Source organism: Bacillus sp. FSL K6-1106, from assembly GCF_038005245.1.
Lineage (GTDB): Bacteria > Bacillota > Bacilli > Bacillales > Bacillaceae > Bacillus > Bacillus altitudinis.
The window spans coordinates 2,688,252-2,714,775 of the sequence record NZ_JBBOSV010000001.1 but is presented as its reverse complement, the minus strand read 5'-3'; the positions used below and the strand labels follow the sequence as shown (position 1 = coordinate 2,714,775).

Genomic DNA, 26,524 nt, shown 5'->3' with positions numbered 1-26,524 from the left:
CATTTCTTCGTCCCTCTCTACATGTTTAATTTGGGAGATCATGTGTATTCCCTTTGTACAAAGAGTCACCTCTTTGCTTTAAAGAAACACTTACGGCTGTGATCTCTATATTTGATCAGCCGGGAGGCATCCGCCGAAAAATTCGATAACCTCCATCCTCGTCAACTAAGCATCTGTCTCGTTCGATCGCTTAGTTCGGGCGCTATAATTATAAGAGTGGCTGAACATCTACCCTGCCTTTCCTGCTAGAATAAAAATCCAGTAACACAAGGATGATTGTACTATAAGGTCTGACCTCCGTCAATCACAATTTAGCGGATGATCCCTTTCATGTTAGAAAGTAAGACCTCCCTACACTATATGCGATGAGGCTTGTCACGTTCTACCTTTGATGTGCTCTCTTATGTATGAAAGCAAGCAGCAAATTGCCCTCGCTTATATCATTCGTATAGAACTTTCCTCTTATGACGTTTATTCGAAAAAAAAGCAAACCGCTACTTTGCGATTTGCTTTGATCAATTACTCAATACCCATTTCTTCTTTGACAACAGCCGTAATGCGAGCCACGTATTCATCACACAGCTCTTTTGTTTTCGCCTCTGCCATGACACGTACAAGCGGCTCTGTTCCAGATGGACGAACAAGGATACGTCCGTCACCGTTCATCTCTTTTTCAACCTCTTGAATCACAGCTTTTACTTTTTCATTTTCTTCCACTTTATACTTATCAGATACCTTCACATTCACTAGAAGTTGCGGGAATTTCTCCATTTCAGCTGCAAGCTCTGATAATGTTTTTCCTGTTGCTTTTAGTGTATTCACCAGCATGATCGCTGAAAGCATGCCGTCACCTGTCGTATTATAATCAAGGAAAATCAAGTGGCCTGACTGCTCGCCTCCGACATTATAGCCATCCTTTTTCATCGCTTCGACCACATAGCGGTCACCAACAGCGGTTTGAATGCTCTTAATGCCTTGCTTCTCAAGCGCTTTATAGAAACCAAGGTTACTCATGACCGTTGACACGACCGTGTCATCTTTCAATCGGCCTTCACCCTTTAGATAACGTGCGCATATGTACATAATTTGATCGCCGTCTACAATATCACCTTTTTCATCGACTGCAATTAAGCGGTCGCCGTCACCATCAAACGCAAGCCCAATATCCGCTCCTTTTTCTTTCACAAAAGCAGAAAGTGCTTCTGGATGAGTAGAACCTACGCCATCGTTGATATTCAATCCGTTTGGTGATGTTCCCATTGTTGACACATCTGCATCTAAATCTGCAAATAAATGTGTTGCAAGAGAAGAGGTTGCACCATGTGCACAGTCAAGCGCTACGTGAATACCTGTGAAATCCTCGTCTGCTGTCTGTTTCAAGAATTGCAAGTATTTCTGACCGCCTTCAAAGTAGTCATTTACTGTTCCAAGGTCCGCTCCAACTGGGCGTGGCAATTGATCGACCGGCTGATCCATCAGCTGCTCGATTTCATTCTCCTGTTCATCTGACAGTTTAAAACCGTCACCGCCGAAAAATTTAATTCCGTTGTCTTGAACTGGGTTATGCGAAGCTGAAATCATGACACCTGCTTCTGCATCCATTGCTTTCGTTAAATAAGACACACCAGGTGTTGAGATCACACCTAAACGCATGACTTCAGCCCCAATTGAAAGTAAGCCTGCTACGAGTGCTCCTTCTAACATATGACCAGATACACGCGTGTCTCGTCCAACGAGTACCTTTGGACGTTCTTTATCCTTCGTGAGCACATAGCCGCCAAATCTCCCAATTTTAAATGCGAGCTCTGGCGTTAATTCGCTATTAGCCACACCCCTTACACCATCAGTTCCAAAGTACTTGCCCATGTTTCAATCGCTCCTTTTTTACCATTCAAGAGGACGCTGCGTCCTCTTTATTATCTTCTTTGACCCGCTGTCTTTGACTCGATTCTTTTTTTGCTTTATCTTGTGTTGATTCCTTTTGACTCTTCTCTTCCTGATCATCATCGGATGATTGATCTTTCCGATCATTCGTAGAAGCCGGCTGATCTTCTGTATCAGTAGAAGTCAGTTTCACTTTGACCTTCGATCTAGATAATGTCCACGTCACATTTTGAGGGCCATTCACTTGTACTTTGACCTCATGTGTTCCTTCGTTTAAGTCCCCGACATTGATATAGGCTTCAATATCTGAAGCCTTTAGTTTATCAATTGCACTCTTTGAACCTTTTGCTGTTAGTGTGAGACGCCCAGAAGACGGACTCACAAATGCAGAGCTGAGATCCTTGCTCAGACCCACGACAGAAATTGGGACATTATCGATCTTTTTTTCTTCAGCTGTTGCAACCTTCACTTTGATTTTAACAGTTTCAGGTGATACCTTTTTCACACCATCTGGCAGTGGAATGTCGGCATCAATCTCTGTATCATCTTTAATCTTGCTTAGGTCGAGCTTAACGCCGTCAATAAAATCAAGTGCATCCAACACCTTTTGAGAACCGTAGACTGTAACCTCACTTGGGCTTGTCTCGATGCTTGAGATACTGATCCCATCTGGCAAGCTGCCCGTCCGCTCAATCTTAAACGGAACTTTCTTGCTTGGACTCGTAATCGGGACCGTAATATCTACCACAGACGGACTCACTTCGACTGGTAGCTCATTCCCACTGCTATCATACACAGTGAGCTTCGCTTCTTTCTCAATTTGCTGATCAACATCCTCTAAGTTCACAAATGCTTTAATGACAGAAATTTTGTCGATCACGTCTTTTGAGCCAGTAACCGTGACATTTTTCGGATTCACAATAGGCTGCTCTGGTGAATAACCGTCTTTGATTTTATTTTGATTATAAAATTCAGTTTCAACAGGGAATTCAGCTGTCGTTTTTTCCTGTATCGTCACAGTCGTCACAGACGGATTGATCGTTAATGTGATTCCTTTCGATACATCTCTTGCCTTCAATTCGACTTTATGTGTACCTGTCGTCAGGTTTTGCATATCTGCGTAAATTTCAAAATTTTTCGTTTGTCTTGCTGTTTTCACAGCACTAGTTGATCCTTTAATCGTGACATTGACTGTCTGCGGCACACCAGTGACTACATACTTTTCGTCGTCATAATATGCTTTAACAGGAATGTCCGTTAAGGTTGCTTCGTCTGTTGTCGATGTTGGGAAAAAGGATTCACCGATTTTTTTCGGCGTGGGCGCTTGCGCTGAATTGACTGCACCATACAGCAATAAAGCGAAGACCAATGCAAGAAACTTAACGGCCCAGCGATTATTCAAAATCTTATCCATTTTTCTTGCCCCTCCAATACCATTTGGTCGAGGAAGCATCTTTGCTGTTCTTACTAAACTCAGCAATCAGCATTTCTTCAAGCGCTTCTTCTGTCAATTCTCGATGGAGATCACCATTTCTTGCGACACTAATGCCGCCTGTCTCCTCGGAGACAATGACGGTTAAACTGTCCGTTACTTCACTAATACCAACTGCCGCGCGGTGACGTGTACCGAGCTCCTTAGATATAAAAGGACTTTCAGACAGCGGTAAATAACACGCTGCAGCTGCAATCTCATCACGCTTCATAATCACAGCGCCGTCATGAAGCGGTGTATTCGGAATGAAGATATTAATCAGCAGCTCAGAACTGACCTTTGCATTTAAAGGAATTCCGGTCTCTATGTAATCATTCATTCCAGTGTCGCGCTCAATCGTTAATAGCGCGCCTATTCTTCGTTTTGCCATATAGTTAATTGCTTTTGTAATTGCCTCGATCGTTTTCTGCTGCTGTTCCTCTACAGGTGTTCCGCTTCTAGAGAAGAAACGGCCGCGCCCAAGCTGCTCAAGCGCTCTCCTTAGCTCTGGCTGAAAAATAATAATGATCGCAAGGAACCCCCACGTAATCGCTTGATCCATCAGCCATTGAAGTGTGTTAAGACCGAGATACGCACTCCCCATCCTGACGAGAACAATGACGACAATTCCCTTTAAAAGCTGAACCGCTTTTGTTCCGCGGATGACCATCATTAATTTATATATCACATACCAAACAACGAGAATATCAACAGCATTACCGAGGTACTGCAAAAAAGGAATATCCCCTAAAGCCATGTCCTCGTCCTCCAGAATTTTCAGTTATTCTTCGTTCGATTTATTTTTTATAAAAAAAGAGCCTATGTGTAAGTACATAGCGTGGCTATTATACCACATTTTGTTTCAGCAAGGAAAATAGTTGCCATATCTGGCTGGCATTCAAGTCTGTCCATCAATAGAAAAAGAGCAGTCCCTTAGAGACTGCTCTCAAACTGTTTGATTTACTTTTGCTCCTCTGGCCCAATGACCCGCATCACGTCTTGTGCTGTAGACTTCATTTTGTACCAAACCCAATCAAACACTTCATTAATTTCATTGATTTGACCAGTGACTTGTCCGGCAGAAGCAGTCAGCTGTTCTCCATTAACGACTGTTACGTTTCCATCAACCTTGCCTTCTACAATCAGCTTGCCATTTTTCACAGTGACGTCACCTTTGACGGTTTCCCCTTTAGGTACCGTCACTGTATCATTTTCAACCACGAGATTCGGCTGCTTTGACACACTGAAATTATGATCCGTATTCCAGCTAGTAAACAGACTGCCTCCCATCAATATGACAAAGAGGGCAGCGGCGACCATTAGCGGATGAGCTTTAATCCATCTTTGAATCGACACACGCTTTTTCTCCTTTGGAAGACCTGCCATCACCTTTGCAGTAAAATCAGATGGTGCTTCTATATGAGATGTACTCTGCACGAGCGCGATGGATTTCTCAATTTGTTGAAAATGAGTACGGCATTCCTCACACGATTGCAGATGGCTCTTTAATTCTTTTTCATCTTCGGGCTCAATGTCCCCGTCTAAATACTGATGCATAAGCAGGACGATTTTTTCCTGACAGCTCATCAAAATCACCTCACTCAAAGGTCTCTCAACTGTTTCCGGAGAGCCTCTCTACCCCTGTGTATTCTCGTTTTCACCGTACCAACTGGTATATTCAGAATCTCACTAATTTCTTTTAACGAGAGTTCATCAATATACTTTAATACGATGACCGAGCGATATTTATCGGGTAATCTTAAAATTTTTTGCTGAATGGTGCTCGATAATTCAAGCGACACCACCTCGTCCTCTGGCAAAATGCCGTCAGCCGCAATTTGAGAATACATATTCAGTCCTTCTGTCCCTGCCACCTCTGCATCTAAATAATAATCCGGCTTTTTTTTACGAATACGGTCGATGGTCAGGTTGGTTGCAATGCGGTACAGCCACGTGGAAAACTTACGATTCACATCAAAGCTCTCAATATTCACATAGGCACGAATAAACGCCTCCTGCGCAATATCTTCTGCTTCATGTGCATTCCCAAGCATACGATAGCACAGCTGATAAATTTTGTCTTTATACAGGTCTACGATGTCTGCAAATGCGTTCTGGTCGCCTTTTTTCACTTGCTTAATTCTCTTTTTAATCATTGTTTCCATAGTATATTCAACCTCTGCCTTCACCGGTCTTTATGTATACGAACCTCGTTCCAAAAGGTTTCATTCTCCTCTAAAAAATAGTGTAACAAATTTTTGACAGCATGTTTCGCTTATCAGCCGGTAAAAACCTTAACATATCCTTAAATTTCCCCAAAATTAAAAAAAGAACGGGAACAAGTCCCGCTCTATAATAGCTTTTCACCCATTAAAGAACCAATTAATGCAACTGCCGCTTCTGCTGTTTTATTTTTCTCATCTAATACCGGATTCACCTCAACAAACTCAGCAGAAGTCAAAATACCTGCTTCCTCTAAAAGCTCCATTGCAAGATGACTCTCTCTATAACTGATGCCGCCAGCAACCGGCGTTCCCACGCCAGGGCACTCTGCAGGATCTAGCCCATCTAAATCAAGCGACAAATGAACACCATCTGTTCTTTCTTTTAAATAGGCAATGGCTTCCTCCATTACTTTCGTCATCCCTAATCGATCTATTTCATGCATCGTATACACTTTAATGCCTTTTTCTCTAATCAATGCCCGCTCTCCTTCATCTAAAGAACGAGCACCGATCAAGATCACATTCTCAGGCTTTACTTTAGGGGTATAACCGCCAATATTGATTAGATCAGCATGCCCAAAGCCGAGACTGACAGCGAGCGGCATCCCATGAATATTTCCAGAAGGAGAAGTTTCCTCTGTATTTAAATCACCGTGCGCATCATACCAAATGACACCCAAATTTTCATAATGTTTGGCTACACCGGCTAGTGTACCAATTGCAATGCTATGATCCCCGCCTAAAATCAGCGGAAACGAACCTGACTGCACAATACTGCTAACCTTTTCAGCAAGAAGCTGGTTTGCGCCAGCATTCTCCGTTAAGTTTTTCAGTTTTTCACTTGTATAGAGACCTTTCTCATCATCTCTTTGCTCAACGGGAATATCCCCTAGATCTTCGACATCAAATGAAAGCGATTCCAATTTTTCTTTTACACCAGCACAGCGAATGGCACTCGGCCCCATATCGACGCCCCTTCTCATTTGACCGAGATCCATCGGCACCCCAACAATCGTGACCTTCTTTTGATCTCCCATATGTACATCCCCTTTCCGTTCATGCTTATATTTTACTTTCTCGGTGCCTTCTGACTCAACTCAACAATATTTTGAATAGTTATACATTCCAATCGTCAAAATAAAAAAAAGACACCTTTTTAAAAAAGGTGTCTTAACTGGGCTAGCTGGATTCGAACCAACGCATGACGGAGTCAAAGTCCGTTGCCTTACCGCTTGGCTATAGCCCAAAAATGGTGGAGGGGGGCGGATTCGAACCGCCGAACCCGGAGGGAGCGGATTTACAGTCCGCCGCGTTTAGCCACTTCGCTACCCCTCCACATATGGAATTGATAAAAGAAAAACAGTGCCGGCAAGAGGACTTGAACCCCCAACCTACTGATTACAAGTCAGTTGCTCTACCAGTTGAGCTACACCGGCATATGGTGGAGGATGACGGGCTCGAACCGCCGACCCTCTGCTTGTAAGGCAGATGCTCTCCCAGCTGAGCTAATCCTCCACATGATGGTGACCCGTACGGGATTCGAACCCGTGTTACCGCCGTGAAAGGGCGGTGTCTTAACCGCTTGACCAACGGGCCAGTTTGTCAAGTTTACTGTTTCCGTGAAGCTGACAAAAGTTATTATATACAGGTTGTACCCCTTTTGTAAAGGGGATTTTTATTTTTTTTATTTTCTAACTATTCAACCCTCATCAGTACAACATTTTGACTGAAATATAATTTCAGTATTTAAATATAATATTGAAATTTCATGTCATACTCAATATACTGAAAATGAAGAAATAAGGAGGTATGTCACATGCAGCCATCTCAACTGCGTTCTTTGACAACAGAATCAAGAAACCCTAACACCATGAGAATTTCACAAGCAAGCCCGCTAGAAATACTCCAAATGATTAATGCGGAAGATATGAAGGTCGCTCAAGCCGTCAACCGTGTCCTTCCAGACGTAAAGACAGCAAGTGACTTTGCCTTTGAATCCATCTCGAATGGGGGCAGACTCATTTATCTAGGCGCTGGAACAAGCGGCAGAATTGGGGTAATGGATGCGGTCGAATGTCCACCTACCTATAGCATTTCACCTGATGTCATCGTAGGCATCATGGCCGGTGGCGACTCTGCCTTTTCACATGCAGCAGAAGATGTGGAAGACAGTGAAGAAGCTGGTCAAAAAGATTTAGAACACATTCACCTGACATCAAAAGATACGGTTGTCGGCATCGCGGCGAGCGGTAGAACACCCTATATCATTGGCGCTTTAAACTATGCTAGAACCATTGGAGCAAAAACAGTAGCCCTCAGCTGCAATGAACAAGCAGAGATTAGCGAACTAGCAGACTGCGCCATTGAAGTCGTCGTAGGAGCAGAAGCCATCACTGGGTCAACACGAATGAAAGCCGCATCCGCTCATAAAATGATTTTAAATATGCTTTCCACCTCTGTCATGATCAGACAAGGCAAAGTATATGAAAACCTGATGGTAGATGTAAAAGTAAGCAATCATAAACTGAAAGAACGCGCCATCACCATCATTCAGCATGTGACCAATGCTTCCTACGAACAAGCCGTAAAAGCCCTTGAAGCAGCCGATTTAGAAGTTAAAACAGCCATCGTCATGCTCCAAACCAAAACAGATAAAAAGACAGCCAAAGACCTGCTCAACAAAGCAGATGGTCACATCGACAAAGCCATCTTACGTCATCAATCTTAAAGGAGGAAACTCATGTCAGCAGGCGGACTCACCCTACTACACACAATGAAATCAAAGCTTCCCCAATCTGAAAAAATCATTGCAGACTATATCCTTGCCCATCCTGACAAAGTCATTAAAAGCACAGTGCATGAAATCAGTCAGGCTGCCGGCGCAAGCAGCTCTGCCGTCATCCGCCTCTGTAAGTCTCTCGGGCTGGATGGCTATCACGATTTGAAAATGCGGATCGCTGGAGACTTAATGCACACTGATAAACAAGGCTACCGGGATATCGAACAAGATGAACCACTTCAATCCATTATTCAAAAGACAGCAGGAAACACCATTCAATCGATCAAAGATACAGCCTCTATTTTAAATGTAGAAGCTTTAGAAAAAGCTGTTCAACTGCTGCTGAATGCAAACCAAATCCATTTTATCGGTGTGGGTGCATCTGGCATCGTCGCAGCTGATGCCCAGCAGAAATTTCTCAGAATCAATTATGCAGCTACAGCCTTTACTGACATGCACATCGCATCTACGGTCATCGCAAATGCTGGAAAGAATGACATTGTGTTCGGTATATCCTTTTCAGGAGAAACGTTAGACATCATCCAAGCCCTTCAGCTCGCAAAAGAAAATGAAGTGAAAACCATTGCTTTAACGCATCCAGGGCATACAAGCGTTTCTGCATTGTGTGATGTCCATCTATCAACGTCCGGTTCCAATGAAGCACCTTTTCGCAGTGCTGCCACTTCCTCTAGAATGGCACAGCTCTATTTAATCGATGTCTTGTTCCTCAGTTTAGCCTCCCGTCAATATGAACAGACAGCACAATATATTGACAAAACAAGGCATGCCATCCGCTCCATGAAACGAAAAACAAAGGGGGATTCAACATGAGTCATCAAAAGAAATATCAGCAGTTGGCGAAAGACATCCTTTCACTCTGTGGTGGTTCTGAAAACATTTCTTCCCACACACATTGTATGACACGTCTCCGAATTACACCCATTGATCGTGAAAAAGTGCAAACCACCGCGATCAAAGAACTCGATGGCGTCATTGGCGTCGTCGAAGCGGAAACACTGCAAATCATTTTAGGCACAGGTGTTGTCAACCAAGTATCAAGTGCGTTTGAACAGCTGCTCAATGCCTCAGGTTCATATGACTTAAACAACGAAGCACAGAAAAACAAACAAGCCATTTCACAAAAGAACCGCACACCATTCAAGCTGTTCTTACGGCGGATCGCCAGCATTTTCATTCCCATTATTCCAGCACTCGTTGCATCGGGTCTTATAACGGGTATTACAAAAGCGGTCGTGCAAGCAGGCTGGCTCGATGAAAAATCTCAAGCTGCGATTATCCTAACCGTTATAGGCTCAGGCTTGTTTGCTTATCTCGGTATATTAGTAGGAACAAACGCCGCAAAAGAATTTGGTGGCTCTCCTGCATTAGGCGCATTAGCAGGTATTCTCATCATTAACCCAGCTGCCACTGATATTATGTTATTTGGCACTAATATTCTACCAGGTAGAGGCGGACTTATCGGTGTTCTTCTTGCAGCTATTTTTATGGCACTTGTTGAGACCCGGATCAGACGCTTCGTCCCGCAATCACTCGATATCATCGTCACACCAACCATCACACTACTCATTACAGGCATTTTCACGTACGTTATCTTCATGCCAGTCGGCGGATTTATATCTGATGCCATCACCTCTGGACTTACTTATCTATTAAACATTGGCGGTATTTTTGCCGGATTTGTCCTTGGTGCGACCTTCCTTCCTCTTGTTGTCACTGGACTTCACCAAGGCCTAACACCTATTCATATGGAACTGATTAATTCAATTGGAGATGACCCGCTTCTGCCAATCCTCGCTATGGGAGGCGCAGGACAGGTCGGTGCTGCCTTTGCCATTTATATGAAAACAAAAAAGAAAAAGCTGAAAAGAGCCATTGCAGGCGGACTTCCTTCAGGAATGCTTGGAATTGGAGAACCGCTCATTTTCGGTGTCACACTCCCGCTCGGAAGACCCTTCCTCACTGCTTGTCTCGGCGCTGGAATCGGCGGAGCATTTCAAGCCTATTTCCAAATCGCCACTAAAGCAATCGGGGTATCAGGTCTCCCATTAACCTTTATCGTTCACACACATCAAATGCTACTTTACTTAATAGGACTCTTCATTGCATATGTCGCTGGATTTATCTTCACATACTTATTCGGATTTCATGATGATATGGCTGTTGAATTCGAGGAAAATAAGCAATAGGAGGTCTAGCTCTTGAAGAAATATTTTCTCATCATCACAAGTCTGTTCATGCTCCTAGGGTTACCAGTACAAACATTTGCAACTAGCTCCCATCCTGTATCGTCTTTGTCTAAAACAGCACCTGAAGAATATCCCGTCTTAAAAAAAGCAAAACGACCGGAACAAGTAGGTTTTTCTTCTAGGCAGCTTAGGAAGGTTGATCACATGATTCAAAACGATATCAAAGCAGGGTTTCCAGGGGCAGCACTCATCATTATCAAGGATGGTCAGATCGTCCATCAAAAAGCCTATGGCTACAGACAAAAATATAAAGGGACAACAGAACTCAAATTCTATAAGAAAATGAAAAAGAACACACTGTTCGATTTGGCATCCAATACTAAAATGTATGCCACCAACTATGCCCTGCAAAAGCTAGTATATGAACAAAAACTAGATGTAAATGAAAAAATACAAACCATCCTGCCTGACTTTCAAGATGAACCAGATGCAAAGGTAACCGGCAAAGATCAGCTTCGAGTCAAAGACCTTCTCACCCATTCTGCCGGACTGCCTTCCAGTGTTTTATTTTATAGCAAAGAGCAAGCGGGCTCTTTTTTCTCTCAAGATAGACAAACAACCATGAAATGGCTGCCAAAGGTGCCTCTGCAATACAAGCCAGGCACTCAGCATATTTATAGTGATATTGATTACATGCTGTTAGGCATGATCATTGAGAAAAAAACCGGTATGCCACTTGATCAATATGTAGAGTCGACGATTTATCGACCGCTTGGTCTAAAACATACCATGTTCAATCCGCTGAAAAAGGGATTCAAGCCAAAGCATTTTGCAGCAACCGAGCGTCTAGGCAATACACGCGATGGTGTCATTGATTTTGAAAACATTCGCAGGTATACCTTGCTAGGTGAAGTCCACGATGAGAAAGCCTACTACTCAATGGCAGGTGTCTCCGGACATGCTGGACTTTTCTCTAATACATCAGATATGGCCGTACTGCTTCAACTGATGCTCAATAAAGGAGGCTATGGGAAAACAACCATCTTTGACCAAGCTTCTATCGATCTCTTTACGGAATCATCAGACACGAACCCAACTTACGGGCTAGGCTGGCGGAAAAACGGCAATACTGACATGGAATGGATGTTTGGGAAATACGCAAGTAAAGAAGCGTATGGACACACAGGCTGGACCGGAACGATGACACTAATTGATCCAAAACACAATCTAGGCGTCGTCTTGCTGACAAATAAAAAGCATTCACCCGTCGTTTCACCTGAAGTCAACCCAAATCAATTTGAAGGTGACCTTTTCCCAACTGGTACTTATGGAAGCATCATGACTGCAATCTACGAATCTTTTAAGTAAAAGGAGGAATTCGATGTTAAAAGCTCTGTTCCCCGCTGCACTCGTTTTGGCCCTGCTCACCTCTTCCATTCCAACGGAAAAGGTGAGCTCCGCCCCTCTCCCAACTGCCAAACAAATGGTTCAGGACATGTCCTTGGATGAAAAAATTGGCCAAATGCTCATGCCAAACTTTCGCAATTGGCAAGCAGAAGGTGAATCCGCTCCTACAGGCTTCACAAAAATGAATAAAGAAGTCTCTCACCTTGTAGAGAAATATCATTTAGGCGGTGTCATCTTATTTGCAGAAAATGTCGTTGATACGAAACAAACCGTCAAACTCACACATGAATTTCAACAAGCATCACCCAACATTCCTTTACTCATTTCCATTGATCAAGAAGGCGGAATCGTCACAAGACTACAAAAGGGAACACATTTCCCAGGAAATATGTCGATTGGTGCCTCTCGAAGTAAGAAAAATGCTTATGACACTGGTAAAATCATCGGCAAAGAATTAAACGCTCTAGGTATCAATACAAATTTCTCTCCTGTTCTTGATGTAAATAATAACCCGAATAACCCCGTCATCGGTGTCCGTTCCTTTAGCTCTGACCCTGAACTTGTCACGAGACTTGGTCTGCAAACCATGAAAGGACTTCAAAAGGAAAAGACCATTTCCACATTAAAGCATTTCCCAGGACATGGTGATACAGCTGTTGATAGTCACTACGGTCTTCCGCTTGTCGAACATGATCTAGATCGTCTTAAAAAGGTGGAGCTGTATCCATTTCAACAAGCAATCAACGCAGGGGCAGATATGGTCATGACCGCTCATGTTCAATTCCCAGCCATTGATGACACAACGTATAAAAGCAAAAAAGATGGCGAGGACATTATGGTTCCAGCAACCTTATCAAAAAAAGTCATCACAAACTTATTAAAAGAAGACATGGGCTTTCAAGGAGTGGTTGTAACAGACGCCCTCAATATGAAAGCGATTGCAGATAACTTCGGACAGGAAGAAGCTGTGGTAATGGCTATTAAAGCAGGCGTCGACATTGCCCTCATGCCAGCACCTGTCACGTCCTTAAAGACAGAAAAAAACCTAGAGAATGTGTTCAATGCTTTAAAAAGAGCAGTTCTCACAAAAGAAATTCCGATATCTCAGATCAATCAATCTGTCGAAAAAATCCTTCAATTAAAGATCAAACGCGGCATCATTTCCGCCAATAAACCAGTAAGCCTTGAGAAGAAAATCAAAAAAGCCACACAGCTCGTTGGTCAAAAGTCGCACCGAAAAGCAGAACAAAAAATGGCACGTGAAGGAATCACTCTCCTTAAAAACAACGACAAAACTTTGCCTTTTAAGCCTAAAAAGAATGACAAAATCTTGTTCATGGCACCGTACGAAGATCAAACAAAAGCAATGTCCGTCACAATTGAATCACTAATCAAACAGAAAAAGATCAAACCTGTGCGTATCCAATCATACGCATTTGCAGATAAGAGCTTCTCCAAAGAAACAGCCAAACTCATTCAAAATGCTGACTATGTCATTACCGGCTCTTACGTTGTCCAAAATGACCCGGCTGTGAATGATGGCGTCATTGATGACGGTGTACAGGATCCGAAAAAATGGGCAACGGCCTTCCCTCGTGCTGTCATGAAAGAAGCAGCAGCACAAAACAAACAATTGGTCATCATGAGTCTCCGAAACCCTTATGATGCGGCAAATTTTGAAGAAGCCGATGCCTTACTAGCTGTGTACGGTTTTAAAGGGTACTCAAACGGACAATTCAATCAACCGAATATTCCTGCGGGACTAGAAGTGATTTTTGGAGCGGCCTCACCTAAAGGGAAATTACCCGTCGCTATCCCATCAGTCACTCATCCTAATCAAACCCTTTACCCATTTGGCTATGGACTCAATTTAAAAGGAAAACAGATCAAATAGGAGGGATTCTCTTGAAAAAGACAGCAAGCTTGATACTCGCTAGCATTCTCATGATCAGCACATTGACCGCCGCCTCCCCCGCAGATTCAGAACGAACAGATACAAAAGGAAAAAAAGCAACAGTCAAAACAGGTATCGAAACATTACTCTCAAGTAACCTCTCTTGGCTTAAAGGGAAAAAAGTAGGGCTTATTACGAATCCTACAGGCATTGATGCAAACATGAAAAGCAGTGTCGATCTGCTATTTGAACACCCCGATATTAAACTGACTGCCTTGTATGGGCCTGAACATGGCGTGCGCGGTGATGCACAAGCAGGAGAAGGCGTCGAATCGTATACTGACGAAAAAACAGGCCTGCCTGTTTACTCTCTTTATGGAAAAACAAGAAAGCCAACTCCTGAAATGCTCAAAAATGTAGATGTCCTGCTATTTGATATTCAAGACGTTGGTGCTCGTTATTACACCTATATTTACACGATGGCCTATGCAATGGAAGCAGCTAAGGAAAACAACATTCCATTTGTTGTCTTAGATCGTCCAAACCCAATAGGCGGGCTAAAAGTAGAAGGACCCGTATTAGAGCCAGAACACGCCTCTTTTGTAGGTCTCTATCCCATCCCATTAAGACATGGGATGACGACTGGAGAACTTGCATACATGTTTAATAAAGAGTTTCATATCAACGCTGATGTAAAAGTGATCAAAATGAAACATTGGAAACGATCCATGACGTTCGATGACACGAAGCTGCCGTTCGTCCTCCCTTCACCTAACATGCCGACCGTTGATAGTACCTTTGTTTACCCAGCAACAGGATTAATCGAAGGCACAAACGTTTCTGAAGGCAGAGGAACGACAAAACCGTTCGAACTCATTGGCGCTCCATATATCAATAGCAATGAGCTAGCAGATCATTTAAATGGGTTAAAACTAAAAGGCGTTCAATTTAGACCTGTCTCATTTACCCCTACCTTTTCAAAACATGCCGGGACTTTGTCTCACGGGGTACAGCTTTATGTCACAGACCGAAAATCATTCGAAGCAGTCAAAACAGGTCTATCCATCATCAAAGCAATACATGACTTGTATCCTAATGACTTTCAATTCCTACAAACAGGCAGCTTTGATAAACTCATCGGGAATAGCTGGATCAAAGAAGAAATCAATAAAGGCACTTCCATCAAACACATCATGAAACAATACCACCATGACCTAAAGACATTCGAAAAGAAACGAAAAAAATACCTCATCTATTAATCGCAAAAAAACCTCCATCTTAAAGGATGGAGGTTTTTTCATGATAAAGACTTAGTCACAGCAGGTACTTTCAGCTCGAAACGATGAAGTAAAAAGCCAAACAAGGCTGCAAGCACTTGCTGAAACAGCATGCCAATCACAACAGGAACAGCAACAGCAGGCGGGAAAAAGCTAATGGCAAGCACAGCACCCGCGCTAATGTTCCGCATACCGCCCGTATACACAATCGCCACAATTTCTCCTTGGGTACATTTCATCGCCTTTCCAATCAACCACGCAAAAGCATACCCACTCATCGCAATGAAAAAGACAGTCGCTGCTTTGCTAAAAAATGCAGCATCCAGTTCACGCAAATATGGGGCGACAACAGAACTGTTAATCGATACGACAACAAACAAGCCTAATTTTGAAAAAGGAGCCAAGGTCTGACTCATTGCTTTTGTCACCGATGGCTTTGCATACTGACGAACGAGCATCCCTAAAATAGAGGGCAGCACCACCATACCGAATAGTCCTTTCATGATCGCCACCATGTCCATATGGACCTGTGTACCAACGAAGATTGACAAGCTTACTGGCACAATCAATGGCGAAAGCAATGTATCAATTAATATGATAGATAACGTTAACCCCACATTCCCTTTATACATTGCCGCCCATATTAAACTAGACACACCTGTCGGAATCACCATCGCAAGCGTCAAACCGGTGATCGTCATAGAATCACCCGCAAATATCAAATGCCCCGCCGACCATGCATAAAGGGGCATCAGCACATGCAAAATCATAAACGATAAAATCAAAGGCAATGGATGCATCACCGTATGCTTTAAAGCTGAAAAAGTAGATGACAAGCTCCCTGAAAATGTCATCACAGCAAACACCCAAGGCACCAAAAAGGTGAAATCTTTTAAATACGCCGCCAATAATACACCAAGTAGCACGCTGACAGGCGTAATGAGCGGCATCATCCGGCCGAGCACCTGATTCAAACGGACAAGCATGCCGGCCACCTCCATCCTTCACTTTCTTCCTTGTTCTATTGTAACAAACAGAAAAGTCTCTTTAAGATCCGATCACTTGTTTCATAAGTTTTTGACTAGACGTATCCATTCCAACTACGTCCACCTCTACACCAGCTGTACGATATTTTTCCTTCACACGTTCAATCGCGGCCACACCTGATTCGTCCCATATACGCGCTTCAGACAAATCAATCACAACCGTTTTCAGGTCGTTTCCATGATGGAAGGCTTGAATCAATTCAGTCACGGAAGCAAAGAAAATTTGTCCCTTAATTCGATAAATCCATGTACCAGCTTGGCTTTCTGTAGAGGTGATATGAAGTTTTGATATTTTAGCTACAAAGAATACGGCACTAAGCAGCACCCCTGCAAAAACACCCTTGGATAAATCATGAGTGAACACCACCGTCACGACCGTGACAAACATCACAAGAGAATCTGTTTTTGGGTTCTTTTTTAGCTGCTGGAATGAACTCCAATCAAAGGTACCAATAGAAACCATGATCATGACAGCCACAAGAGCAGCCATTGGAATTTGAACGACTACATCACCGAGCACAAAAATCAATACCATTAAAAATGCACCAGCCACAAAGGTAGAAAGCCTACCTCGTCCCCCTGCCTTTGTATTAATCACAGATTGACCAATCATCGCACAGCCAGCCATACCGCCAAAAAATCCTGCCACCACATTGGCAATTCCTTGGCCTCTCGCTTCCTTATTTTTACGACTAGACGTTTCCGTCATATCATCTACAATCTGTGCTGTTAATAAAGATTCAAGTAAACCAACCATCGCAAGTGCTAAGGAATAAGGAAAAATGATGGCAAGTGTTTCCCAGCTAAACGGTACATTGGGAATAAGAAAAGTTGGCAAAGAGCTAGGAAGCTCTCCCATGTCCCCAACCGTTCTGACATCAATATGCCCAAATACAGCAATCATCGTCATCACAATAATCGCAATAAGTGGAGAGGGAATAACTTTTGTGACCATCGGCAATACATAAATGATCAACAATGCTCCACCTGTCATGATATACATAGCCATGGATTCCCCAACGAAATGCGGCAGCTGGGCCATGAAGATCATAATTGCCAACGCATTGACAAAACCAACCATCACAGACCTCGGAATAAATTTCATCAGACGAGAAACACGGCACACTCCAAACACAATTTGAATCAAGCCTGTTAAAATCGTAGCTGCGAACAAATACTGCAATCCATGATCTGCAATTAAATTGACCATGACCAGCGCCATAGCCCCAGTAGCGGCAGAGATCATACCTGGTCGTCCACCAACAAACGAAATCACAATCGCGATACAAAACGAAGCATACAAACCGACCTTAGGATCAACGCCCGCAATAATTGAAAACGCAATCGCCTCAGGAATCAAAGCCAAGGCCACTAAAATACCCGCCAGCACATCCTGACGCACATGTCCAAACCATTCTTGCTTTACAAATAAATCTTTCAAACCATCTACTCCTTTTTATATACATACCGTACAAGGAAAAAGTAGGCGAATAAAAACCGGAGATACAGAAAGGGAAAAACAATAACCATTCAATTTCGGGGAAAAAGATGAACGTACAGAGTCTTTTGTAAGAGAGGAAGTCATCACTTTAGTAAGGATAAAAGAAATACGCCGAAGAATCAAGAACAAATAGAAGGGGTATGTAGAAAGCTAAGGCAAAGCTTCCATCAAAATCGCTCGAGTCATTTTCTATTTTCATGAGCCTAACTAAGATCAATAAACGTCAACTTATTTTAAAACAAACAAAAAAAGCCTTCTCATCAACGAGAAACCTTAACATTTACCATTATCATATAGAGGAAAGCTTCCAAGCGGGCTCGAACCGCTGACCTCTTCCTTACCATGGAAGTGCTCTACCTACTGAGCTATGGAAGCATGGCTCCGCAGGTAGGACTCGAACCTACGACCGATCGGTTAACAGCCGATAGCTCTACCACTGAGCTACTGCGGAATGGATAAAGTAACTTCTTCCATTGGAAGGATATAAACAAAAAGCTTGGCGGCGTCCTACTCTCACAGGGGGAAACCCCCAACTACCATCGGCGCTGAAGAGCTTAACTTCCGTGTTCGGTATGGGAACGGGTGTGACCTCTTCGCTATCGCCACCAAACCTGATGGAGAGAATGTTCTCTCAAAACTAGATAACAATGTTCATTTTTCACATTAGAATATAGGTTAAGTCCTCGATCTATTAGTATCTGTCAGCTCCACGTGTCACCACGCTTCCACCTCAGACCTATCAACCTGATCATCTTTCAGGGATCTTACTTCCTTGCGGAATGGGAAATCTCATCTTGAGGGGGGCTTCATGCTTAGATGCTTTCAGCACTTATCCCGTCCGCACATAGCTACCCAGCGATGCCCTTGGCAGAACAACTGGTACACCAGCGGTGCGTCCATCCCGGTCCTCTCGTACTAAGGACAGCTCCTCTCAAATTTCCTGCGCCCGCGACGGATAGGGACCGAACTGTCTCACGACGTTCTGAACCCAGCTCGCGTACCGCTTTAATGGGCGAACAGCCCAACCCTTGGGACCGACTACAGCCCCAGGATGCGATGAGCCGACATCGAGGTGCCAAACCTCCCCGTCGATGTGGACTCTTGGGGGAGATAAGCCTGTTATCCCCGGGGTAGCTTTTATCCGTTGAGCGATGGCCCTTCCATGCGGAACCACCGGATCACTAAGCCCGACTTTCGTCCCTGCTCGACTTGTAGGTCTCGCAGTCAAGCTCCCTTGTGCCTTTACACTCTGCGAATGATTTCCAACCATTCTGAGGGAACCTTTGGGCGCCTCCGTTACATTTTAGGAGGCGACCGCCCCAGTCAAACTGCCCACCTGACACTGTCTCCCTGCCCGATAAGGGCAGCGGGTTAGAAGGTCAATACAGCCAGGGTAGTATCCCACCGATGCCTCCACCGAAGCTAGCGCTCCGGTTTCCAAGGCTCCTACCTATCCTGTACAAGCTGTACCAACATTCAATATCAGGCTGCAGTAAAGCTCCACGGGGTCTTTCCGTCCTGTCGCGGGTAACCTGCATCTTCACAGGTACTATAATTTCACCGAGTCTCTCGTTGAGACAGTGCCCAGATCGTTGCGCCTTTCGTGCGGGTCGGAACTTACCCGACAAGGAATTTCGCTACCTTAGGACCGTTATAGTTACGGCCGCCGTTTACTGGGGCTTCAATTCGCACCTTCGCTTACGCTAAGCGCTCCTCTTAACCTTCCAGCACCGGGCAGGCGTCAGCCCCTATACTTCGCCTTACGGCTTCGCAGAGACCTGTGTTTTTGCTAAACAGTCGCCTGGGCCTATTCACTGCGGCTTCTCGGGGCTTTAACACCCTAAGAAGCACCCCTTCTCCCGAAGTTACGGGGTCATTTTGCCGAGTTCCTTAACGAGAGTTCTCTCGATCACCTTAGGATTCTCTCCTCGCCTACCTGTGTCGGTTTGCGGTACGGGCACCTCTCACCTCGCTAGAGGCTTTTCTTGGCAGTGTGGAATCAGGAACTTCGCTACTAAATTTCGCTCGCCATCACAGCTCAGCCTTCACGGGAAACGGATTTGCCTATTTCCCAGCCTAACTGCTTGGACGCGGATATCCAATACCGCGCTTACCCTATCCTCCTGCGTCCCCCCATTGCTCAAATGGTGAGGAGGTGGTACAGGAATATCAACCTGTTGTCCATCGCCTACGCCTTTCGGCCTCGGCTTAGGTCCCGACTAACCCTGAGCGGACGAGCCTTCCTCAGGAAACCTTAGGCATTCGGTGGACGGGATTCTCACCCGTCTTTCGCTACTCATACCGGCATTCTCACTTCTAAGCGCTCCACCAGTCCTTCCGGTCTGACTTCACTGCACTTAGAACGCTCTCCTACCACTGTTCGTAAGAACAGTCCGCAGCTTCGGTGATACGTTTAGCCCCGGTACATTTTCGGCGCAGAGTCACTCGACCAGTGAGCTATTACGCACTCTTTAAATGGTGGCTGCTTCTAAGCCAACATCCTGGTTGTCTAAGCAACTCCACATCCTTTTCCACTTAACGTATACTTTGGGACCTTAGCTGGCGGTCTGGGCTGTTTCCCTTTCGACTACGGATCTTATCACTCGCAGTCTGACTCCCAAGGATAAGTCATCGGCATTCGGAGTTTGACTGAATTCGGTAACCCGGTAGGGGCCCCTAGTCCAATCAGTGCTCTACCTCCGAGACTCTTACCTTGAGGCTAGCCCTAAAGCTATTTCGGAGAGAACCAGCTATCTCCAGGTTCGATTGGCATTTCACCCCTACCCACACCTCATCCCCGCACTTTTCAACGTGCGTGGGTTCGGGCCTCCATTCAGTGTTACCTGAACTTCACCCTGGACATGGGTAGATCACCTGGTTTCGGGTCTACGACCACGTACTCATGCGCCCTATTCAGACTCGCTTTCGCTGCGGCTCCGCATCTTCTGCTTAACCTTGCACGGGATCGTAACTCGCCGGTTCATTCTACAAAAGGCACGCCATCACCCGTTAACGGGCTCTGACTACTTGTAGGCACACGGTTTCAGGATCTATTTCACTCCCCTTCCGGGGTGCTTTTCACCTTTCCCTCACGGTACTGGTTCACTATCGGTCACTAGGGAGTATTTAGCCTTGGGAGATGGTCCTCCCGGATTCCGACGGAATTTCACGTGTTCCGCCGTACTCAGGATCCACTCTGGAGAGAACAACATTTCAGTTACAGGGCTGTTACCTTCTTTGGCGGGCCTTTCCAGACCTCTTCGCTTATATCGTTCCTTTGTAACTCCGTATAGAGTGTCCTACAACCCCAAGAGGCAAGCCTCTTGGTTTGGGCTGTTCCCGTTTCGCTCGCCGCTACTCAGGGAATCGCATTTGCTTTCTCTTCCTCCGGGTACTTAGATGTTTCAGTTCCCCGGGTATGCCTTCTCATACTCTATGTATTCAAGTATGGATACTACTCCATTACGAGCAGTGGGTTTCCCCATTCGGAAATCTCCGGATCAAAGCTTGCTTACAGCTCCCCGAAGCATATCGGTGTTCGTCCCGTCCTTCATCGGCTCCTAGTGCCAAGGCATCCACCGTGCGCCCTTTCTAACTTAACCATTTCTTACTTTAGAAAGAATCACTATGTGTGATGAACTTTGCATTGCATTCAATGTGAATGTATTACTTATTGTTATCTAGTTTTCAAAGAACAATCCTGTCTCGCTAGAGACATGTTTGAAGGAATGATCCTTCAAAACTAAACAAGACGAAAAACGTACGCTGCTCCATATATCCTTAGAAAGGAGGTGATCCAGCCGCACCTTCCGATACGGCTACCTTGTTACGACTTCACCCCAATCATCTGCCCCACCTTCGGCGGCTGGCTCCATAAAGGTTACCTCACCGACTTCGGGTGTTGCAAACTCTCGTGGTGTGACGGGCGGTGTGTACAAGGCCCGGGAACGTATTCACCGCGGCATGCTGATCCGCGATTACTAGCGATTCCAGCTTCACGCAGTCGAGTTGCAGACTGCGATCCGAACTGAGAACAGATTTGTGGGATTGGCTAAACCTTGCGGTCTCGCAGCCCTTTGTTCTGTCCATTGTAGCACGTGTGTAGCCCAGGTCATAAGGGGCATGATGATTTGACGTCATCCCCACCTTCCTCCGGTTTGTCACCGGCAGTCACCTTAGAGTGCCCAACTGAATGCTGGCAACTAAGATCAAGGGTTGCGCTCGTTGCGGGACTTAACCCAACATCTCACGACACGAGCTGACGACAACCATGCACCACCTGTCACTCTGTCCCCGAAGGGAAAGCCCTATCTCTAGGGTTGTCAGAGGATGTCAAGACCTGGTAAGGTTCTTCGCGTTGCTTCGAATTAAACCACATGCTCCACCGCTTGTGCGGGCCCCCGTCAATTCCTTTGAGTTTCAGTCTTGCGACCGTACTCCCCAGGCGGAGTGCTTAATGCGTTAGCTGCAGCACTAAGGGGCGGAAACCCCCTAACACTTAGCACTCATCGTTTACGGCGTGGACTACCAGGGTATCTAATCCTGTTCGCTCCCCACGCTTTCGCTCCTCAGCGTCAGTTACAGACCAGAGAGTCGCCTTCGCCACTGGTGTTCCTCCACATCTCTACGCATTTCACCGCTACACGTGGAATTCCACTCTCCTCTTCTGCACTCAAGTTTCCCAGTTTCCAATGACCCTCCCCGGTTGAGCCGGGGGCTTTCACATCAGACTTAAGAAACCGCCTGCGAGCCCTTTACGCCCAATAATTCCGGACAACGCTTGCCACCTACGTATTACCGCGGCTGCTGGCACGTAGTTAGCCGTGGCTTTCTGGTTAGGTACCGTCAAGGTGCAAGCAGTTACTCTTGCACTTGTTCTTCCCTAACAACAGAGCTTTACGATCCGAAAACCTTCATCACTCACGCGGCGTTGCTCCGTCAGACTTTCGTCCATTGCGGAAGATTCCCTACTGCTGCCTCCCGTAGGAGTCTGGGCCGTGTCTCAGTCCCAGTGTGGCCGATCACCCTCTCAGGTCGGCTACGCATCGTCGCCTTGGTGAGCCGTTACCTCACCAACTAGCTAATGCGCCGCGGGTCCATCTGTAAGTGACAGCCGAAACCGTCTTTCATCCTTGAACCATGCGGTTCAAGGAACTATCCGGTATTAGCTCCGGTTTCCCGGAGTTATCCCAGTCTTACAGGCAGGTTACCCACGTGTTACTCACCCGTCCGCCGCTAACATCCGGGAGCAAGCTCCCTTCTGTCCGCTCGACTTGCATGTATTAGGCACGCCGCCAGCGTTCGTCCTGAGCCAGGATCAAACTCTCCGAAAAAGTACAAAACCGAAGTTTTGCTTTTCGCCAGTTTGACTGACTACCTATGATGTATCATAGGATTTTTTATAAAAACTCGAATTAACAGGTACGTTTTGTCTTGTTTAGTTTTCAAAGATCATCTTCGCCGTTCTTAGCGGCTTTAATAATATAACATTTCGCTTCATCTTATGTCAATAACTTTTTTCAAGTTTATTTCCCGAAGCGTTTGTGTTTGTCACTGTGTGTCAGCGACGATTAATAATATATCACGAAAACATTCTGTTGGTCAACGCCTTTTCAGAACTTTTTTTAAAATAGTTTTATCGTGCATGTTAAACCCTTGTCCTGCATACAATCAAGTAACAATCTTGGACAAGGCAGGAGTGTTTGAATTGAGTCGATTATATGTGTTGCCTATTAAACGGCTGAAGCAAGTAGTCATTATTCTTGTAGCAGCCCTTGCAGCTGCAACCTTTTTTTATGTACAAAAGGCACCGCCGCTGTCGGTATTTAAAACAGAACAAGGACCCCGAGCAATTTATAAAGGAGAGACATCATCAAAACACGCAGCCCTTACGTTTAATATTGGCTGGGGAGACGAGAAGGCTGTTCCTATTTTAAATGTCCTCCGCGAGTACGATATAAAGAACGCCACTTTCTTTCTGTCTGCTTCTTGGGCTGAGCGTCACCCGGATATTGTGAAAAGGATTAAAGAGGACGGCCATCAAATCGGCAGCCTTGGCTATGCATATAAAAATTATAGCCAGCTTGAAGAAAACGAAATTAAGCAAGATCTTGTCCGTGCACAAAATACATTTCAAAAGCTTGAACTGGAAGACATTCAATTATTAAGACCGCCAACTGGGCAATTTAATGAAACGGTATTGAAAATTGCAACACAGTATGGTTATACCGTTGTCCATTACAGCATCAATTCTCAAGATTGGCTGAACCCGGGCGTCGACCAGATTGTTCATAATGTAAATGATCGAATGAAAAGCGGAGACATCATTCTCCTTCACGCCTCAGATTCAGCCACCCAAACCGCTCAAGCCTTACCAGCCATTTTAAAACACTTAAAAGACAAGAATTTAAGAAACGTCACGGTTGGCGAGCTTATCTCTAATACAAAAACAAAGTCAACTGAGGTTAAGTAGCTTTTGCTTTTGAAAACCGCGGCATAGCTAATAACTGAAACGCATTACAACCTAATAGCGGGAATAGCATTAAATATAGCCAGTCCTCTTCATTGACTCTAAGCGCCGGAAACCATTCTAACGACGTGATGACGACCATGAGAAACATTGCAGAAATAAATGTTTTCTTAGAGGACTGCTGCTGTTTAAAATAAGACACGATCAATGCAAACACACCGATAAAAACAGGCAGCCACAAGTATGGAAGAAATGATTCATTCTCCCCGAAAAACAAAAATCGCAAATAAGCTAAATCAAACAGCACGAAAATCACAAGGAATAACTGAATGGTATTCCATAAAGAATGCGACCTGAAAATCTCCAGCGCAAACCGGTGCACTGTCAAAAAGACAACAAACCCCATCTGACTGATTACACTAAAGATCATCCCCACACCAATAAACCAAAATAACACAGACGCAATCTCTAAAATCTCAAACGATACAAACAGCTTCTGATATTTCCCCCACTCCAGCGCAAAACCTACCACGCTTGTAATGACCGCTCCAACAGCCAGCACAGAGAAGAAAAAACGAACTAAATCCCGACTTTTCATTGAAATGACCCAACCCCTATTTTTGTTATGTATAAATTCATGTGAAACATTCATATTAAAAGTAAGACATGTAACGAAAGGAGCCACAGTATGTCAAAAGGCATCTTGCGTATAATGAGCTGTTTTCTTCTTTTATCTCTAACAGCTTGTGCTCCCAAAACCCAATCCTCATCTAATATGGACTATGACGAAACGAAAAAAATGGTCGTCGATATTTTGAAAACAGATGACGGTAAAAAGGCCATTCAACAGTTATTAAATGACGAGGCAATGAATGAAGCTTTGGTAATGGATGAACAAACTGTGAAAAAAACAATAGAGAAAACACTGACTTCTGATAAAGGCAAAGAGTTCTGGAAGAAGGTCTTTGAGGATTCTAAATTTGCCGAGACTTTCGCAAAATCCATGCAGCAACAGCATGAAAAGATGTTAAAACAATTGATGAAGGACCCTGACTATCAACAAATGATGATGGATATTCTCAAGGATCCTGAAATGGAAAAGAAATACGGTGAACTGGTCAAAAGCAAAGAGTTCAGAAAGCACTTAGAGAAAGTTATTACAGAAACATTAAGCAGCCCTCTCTATAAGAAGAAGTTCGAAGATGAGCTAAAAAAAGCAGTCTCTGAAAGCAGCAATGATTCCGGTTCACAAGGAAGCGGCAGTTAAACATCACCCGAGTGGCACAAGGTCCACTCGGGCTTTCATTATGCTTTCACTGTTAATTGTTCAATGACTTTATTGGCAATGTGTTGATACACTTCCCCTGTCGGATGACTCGCATCATAGACAGAAGGTGCAAAATCGTCCTCATTCCAATCAGGCTGTCTTAAAGGGATTTGACCAAGAACTGATACACGCAGCTCCTCCGCCAGCTTGTCCCCGCCGCCCTTTCCAAAGACATATTCCTTCTCACCTGTTTTTTTGCTTTCATAGTAACTCATATTCTCAACGACCCCTAGCACCTCGTGATCTGTTTGCAGTGCCATTGCGCCTGCTCTAGCAGCAACGAAAGCCGCTGTTGGATGCGGTGTCGTCACAATGATTTCTTTACAGCTCGGAAGCATCGTATGAATATCAAGTGCCACATCACCTGTTCCAGGCGGAAGGTCTAATAGTAAGTAATCTAATTCTCCCCACTCTACTTCGTGGAAGAAGTTATTTAGCATTTTACCAAGCATCGGTCCTCTCCAAATGACCGGTGCGTTTTCTTCAACAAAAAAGCCCATTGAAATCACTTTGACGCCAAAGCGTTCCACAGGAATAATTTTTTCCCCTTTAACTGTCGGTCTGACGGTGATTCCCATCATATCCGGTACGCTAAAGCCGTAAATATCAGCATCGATCAGTCCCACTTTTTTCCCTAGACGAGCCAGTGCCACAGCCAGGTTAACGGAAACGGTTGATTTCCCAACTCCGCCTTTTCCACTCGCAATCGCTAAGAACACAGGTGGATTTTTAGAGTTGAGCAAATTTTCTTCCTCATCCTGTGACGGCATAAACTTTTCAAGCGTTTCTTGAGGCAGTTCTTCAAAACGAAGTCCTACAGTGTTCGCGCCGGCTGCTTTTAAAGCTTGTACGATGTCTTGCTGCAGCTTCATCTGCTCAACAGTGCCTGTTTTGGCAATCGCCACTTTTAAGCTCACATGCTCTTTTTCAGGCTTTAGGCTGATTTCCTTGATGGCATCCAGCTCACCAAGCGGTATATGAAGGAAAGGTTCGTCCATCTTCCCAACTAGTTTTCTCACATCATCTTGTCCGATCAT

The 26,524-nt window shown here is 44.6% G+C and carries 18 protein-coding genes, 7 tRNA genes and 3 rRNA genes; 8 read left to right on the top strand and 20 right to left on the bottom strand.

Features of this window, described 5'->3' with window-relative positions; genetic code table 11:
* Positions 1–519: 519 nt before the first annotated feature.
* From glmM to MHI20_RS14155, 11 genes are all read right to left on the bottom strand, one after another.
* On the bottom strand, positions 520–1,866 hold the full coding sequence (glmM, locus tag MHI20_RS14205; RefSeq protein ID WP_008360584.1) for a phosphoglucosamine mutase: 1,347 nt from the start codon (positions 1,864–1,866) through the stop codon (positions 520–522).
* A gap of 25 nt (positions 1,867–1,891) precedes the next feature.
* On the bottom strand, positions 1,892–3,298 hold the full coding sequence (locus MHI20_RS14200; RefSeq protein ID WP_035704327.1) for a CdaR family protein: 1,407 nt from the start codon (positions 3,296–3,298) through the stop codon (positions 1,892–1,894).
* On the bottom strand, positions 3,291–4,112 hold the full coding sequence (gene cdaA / locus MHI20_RS14195; protein ID WP_008344027.1) for a diadenylate cyclase CdaA: 822 nt from the start codon (positions 4,110–4,112) through the stop codon (positions 3,291–3,293). The genes MHI20_RS14200 and cdaA overlap by 8 nt, the downstream gene beginning before the upstream one ends.
* A 203-nt stretch (positions 4,113–4,315) precedes the next feature.
* Positions 4,316–4,942, bottom strand: a complete 627-nt coding sequence (gene rsiW, locus MHI20_RS14190) for an anti-sigma-W factor RsiW (protein ID WP_008344028.1) — start codon at positions 4,940–4,942, stop codon at positions 4,316–4,318.
* Between the two features lie 14 nt (positions 4,943–4,956).
* On the bottom strand, positions 4,957–5,520 hold the full coding sequence (gene sigW, locus MHI20_RS14185; RefSeq protein ID WP_007498553.1) for an RNA polymerase sigma factor SigW: 564 nt from the start codon (positions 5,518–5,520) through the stop codon (positions 4,957–4,959).
* A gap of 185 nt (positions 5,521–5,705) precedes the next feature.
* Positions 5,706–6,617, bottom strand: a complete 912-nt coding sequence (rocF, locus tag MHI20_RS14180; protein ID WP_326378356.1) for an arginase — start codon at positions 6,615–6,617, stop codon at positions 5,706–5,708.
* Between the two features lie 137 nt (positions 6,618–6,754).
* Positions 6,755–6,826 (bottom strand) — tRNA-Gln (locus tag MHI20_RS14175).
* Between the two features lie 4 nt (positions 6,827–6,830).
* Positions 6,831–6,915, bottom strand: a tRNA-Tyr gene (locus tag MHI20_RS14170).
* A gap of 28 nt (positions 6,916–6,943) precedes the next feature.
* Positions 6,944–7,016, bottom strand: a tRNA-Thr gene (locus MHI20_RS14165).
* A 3-nt stretch (positions 7,017–7,019) separates the two neighbouring features.
* Positions 7,020–7,095: transfer RNA gene (locus tag MHI20_RS14160), tRNA-Val, on the bottom strand.
* Positions 7,096–7,101: 6 nt separating this feature from the next.
* Positions 7,102–7,176 (bottom strand) — tRNA-Glu (locus tag MHI20_RS14155).
* A gap of 220 nt (positions 7,177–7,396) precedes the next feature.
* Here MHI20_RS14155 and murQ point away from each other — a divergent pair.
* The 6 genes from murQ to MHI20_RS14125 are packed head-to-tail and all read left to right on the top strand — an operon-like array spanning position 7,397 to position 15,126.
* Entirely contained in the window at positions 7,397–8,308 is a 912-nt protein-coding gene (gene murQ / locus MHI20_RS14150; protein WP_017358876.1) for an N-acetylmuramic acid 6-phosphate etherase, read from the top strand.
* A gap of 12 nt (positions 8,309–8,320) precedes the next feature.
* Positions 8,321–9,190 carry a MurR/RpiR family transcriptional regulator gene (locus tag MHI20_RS14145; RefSeq protein ID WP_007498558.1) on the top strand — a complete coding sequence of 290 codons (870 nt, stop codon included), beginning with the start codon at positions 8,321–8,323 and terminating at the stop codon, positions 9,188–9,190.
* Entirely contained in the window at positions 9,187–10,566 is a 1,380-nt protein-coding gene (locus MHI20_RS14140; protein ID WP_144668379.1) for a PTS transporter subunit EIIC, read from the top strand. The genes MHI20_RS14145 and MHI20_RS14140 overlap by 4 nt, the downstream gene beginning before the upstream one ends.
* A gap of 12 nt (positions 10,567–10,578) precedes the next feature.
* On the top strand, positions 10,579–11,934 hold the full coding sequence (pbp4b, locus tag MHI20_RS14135; protein WP_060832001.1) for a penicillin binding protein PBP4B: 1,356 nt from the start codon (positions 10,579–10,581) through the stop codon (positions 11,932–11,934).
* A gap of 13 nt (positions 11,935–11,947) precedes the next feature.
* On the top strand, positions 11,948–13,867 hold the full coding sequence (locus MHI20_RS14130) for a glycoside hydrolase family 3 protein (RefSeq protein WP_340939017.1): 1,920 nt from the start codon (positions 11,948–11,950) through the stop codon (positions 13,865–13,867).
* Between the two features lie 50 nt (positions 13,868–13,917).
* Positions 13,918–15,126 carry an exo-beta-N-acetylmuramidase NamZ family protein gene (locus MHI20_RS14125; protein WP_370648324.1) on the top strand — a complete coding sequence of 403 codons (1,209 nt, stop codon included), beginning with the start codon at positions 13,918–13,920 and terminating at the stop codon, positions 15,124–15,126.
* A 38-nt stretch (positions 15,127–15,164) separates the two neighbouring features.
* Here the strand turns inward: MHI20_RS14125 and MHI20_RS14120 are convergent, their stop codons facing one another.
* The 7 genes from MHI20_RS14120 to MHI20_RS14090 all read right to left on the bottom strand — a co-directional run bounded on the left by MHI20_RS14120 (position 15,165) and on the right by MHI20_RS14090 (position 23,024).
* The gene (locus MHI20_RS14120) at positions 15,165–16,130 is read right to left on the bottom strand and encodes a bile acid:sodium symporter family protein (protein ID WP_035390705.1); all 966 of its coding nucleotides are present in this window, start codon (positions 16,128–16,130) and stop codon (positions 15,165–15,167) included.
* Between the two features lie 61 nt (positions 16,131–16,191).
* Complete coding sequence (locus MHI20_RS14115; protein WP_326111581.1) at positions 16,192–17,631, bottom strand: SulP family inorganic anion transporter; 1,440 nt, start codon at positions 17,629–17,631, stop codon at positions 16,192–16,194.
* A gap of 362 nt (positions 17,632–17,993) precedes the next feature.
* A tRNA-Thr gene (locus MHI20_RS14110) sits at positions 17,994–18,066 on the bottom strand.
* A 1-nt stretch (position 18,067) separates the two neighbouring features.
* Positions 18,068–18,142, bottom strand: a tRNA-Asn gene (locus tag MHI20_RS14105).
* A 43-nt stretch (positions 18,143–18,185) separates the two neighbouring features.
* Positions 18,186–18,301: ribosomal RNA gene (gene rrf, locus MHI20_RS14100) — 5S ribosomal RNA — on the bottom strand.
* A gap of 61 nt (positions 18,302–18,362) precedes the next feature.
* Positions 18,363–21,293 (bottom strand): 23S ribosomal RNA (locus tag MHI20_RS14095).
* Between the two features lie 182 nt (positions 21,294–21,475).
* Positions 21,476–23,024, bottom strand: a 16S ribosomal RNA gene (locus MHI20_RS14090).
* The 16S, 23S and 5S rRNA genes sit together here with 2 tRNA genes alongside, the layout of an rRNA operon.
* Positions 23,025–23,398: 374 nt before the next feature.
* Between MHI20_RS14090 and pdaB the strand changes: the two genes are divergently transcribed.
* Positions 23,399–24,163 carry a polysaccharide deacetylase family sporulation protein PdaB gene (gene pdaB / locus MHI20_RS14085; RefSeq protein ID WP_340939010.1) on the top strand — a complete coding sequence of 255 codons (765 nt, stop codon included), beginning with the start codon at positions 23,399–23,401 and terminating at the stop codon, positions 24,161–24,163.
* Here the strand turns inward: pdaB and MHI20_RS14080 are convergent.
* Positions 24,156–24,758: a KinB-signaling pathway activation protein gene (locus tag MHI20_RS14080; protein WP_008345196.1), complete on the bottom strand. Its 603-nt coding sequence runs from the start codon at positions 24,756–24,758 to the stop codon at positions 24,156–24,158. The genes pdaB and MHI20_RS14080 overlap by 8 nt on opposite strands.
* Before the next feature lie 90 nt (positions 24,759–24,848).
* On the opposite strand from MHI20_RS14080, the gene gerD reads away from it, so the two are divergent.
* Positions 24,849–25,427: a spore germination lipoprotein GerD gene (gerD, locus tag MHI20_RS14075; protein ID WP_007496366.1), complete on the top strand. Its 579-nt coding sequence runs from the start codon at positions 24,849–24,851 to the stop codon at positions 25,425–25,427.
* A gap of 38 nt (positions 25,428–25,465) precedes the next feature.
* Here gerD and MHI20_RS14070 read toward each other — a convergent pair whose 3' ends face one another.
* On the bottom strand, positions 25,466–26,524 hold the full coding sequence (locus tag MHI20_RS14070) for an Mrp/NBP35 family ATP-binding protein (protein WP_340939008.1): 1,059 nt from the start codon (positions 26,522–26,524) through the stop codon (positions 25,466–25,468).

Bases quoted from the DNA above. Each gene is read 5' to 3' on its own strand.
- glmM (WP_008360584.1), bottom strand. From the start codon at position 1,866: ATGGGCAAGTACTTTGGAACTGATGGTGTAAGGGGTGTGGCTAATAGC.
- MHI20_RS14200 (WP_035704327.1), bottom strand. From the start codon at position 3,298: ATGGATAAGATTTTGAATAATCGCTGGGCCGTTAAGTTTCTTGCATTG.
- cdaA (WP_008344027.1), bottom strand. From the start codon at position 4,112: ATGGCTTTAGGGGATATTCCTTTTTTGCAGTACCTCGGTAATGCTGTT.
- rsiW (WP_008344028.1), bottom strand. From the start codon at position 4,942: ATGAGCTGTCAGGAAAAAATCGTCCTGCTTATGCATCAGTATTTAGAC.
- sigW (WP_007498553.1), bottom strand. From the start codon at position 5,520: ATGGAAACAATGATTAAAAAGAGAATTAAGCAAGTGAAAAAAGGCGAC.
- rocF (WP_326378356.1), bottom strand. From the start codon at position 6,617: ATGGGAGATCAAAAGAAGGTCACGATTGTTGGGGTGCCGATGGATCTC.
- murQ (WP_017358876.1), top strand. From the start codon at position 7,397: ATGCAGCCATCTCAACTGCGTTCTTTGACAACAGAATCAAGAAACCCT.
- MHI20_RS14145 (WP_007498558.1), top strand. From the start codon at position 8,321: ATGTCAGCAGGCGGACTCACCCTACTACACACAATGAAATCAAAGCTT.
- MHI20_RS14140 (WP_144668379.1), top strand. From the start codon at position 9,187: ATGAGTCATCAAAAGAAATATCAGCAGTTGGCGAAAGACATCCTTTCA.
- MHI20_RS14130 (WP_340939017.1), top strand. From the start codon at position 11,948: ATGTTAAAAGCTCTGTTCCCCGCTGCACTCGTTTTGGCCCTGCTCACC.
- MHI20_RS14125 (WP_370648324.1), top strand. From the start codon at position 13,918: ATGATCAGCACATTGACCGCCGCCTCCCCCGCAGATTCAGAACGAACA.
- MHI20_RS14120 (WP_035390705.1), bottom strand. From the start codon at position 16,130: ATGCTTGTCCGTTTGAATCAGGTGCTCGGCCGGATGATGCCGCTCATT.
- MHI20_RS14080 (WP_008345196.1), bottom strand. From the start codon at position 24,758: ATGAAAAGTCGGGATTTAGTTCGTTTTTTCTTCTCTGTGCTGGCTGTT.
- gerD (WP_007496366.1), top strand. From the start codon at position 24,849: ATGTCAAAAGGCATCTTGCGTATAATGAGCTGTTTTCTTCTTTTATCT.
- MHI20_RS14070 (WP_340939008.1), bottom strand. From the start codon at position 26,524: ATGATCGGACAAGATGATGTGAGAAAACTAGTTGGGAAGATGGACGAA.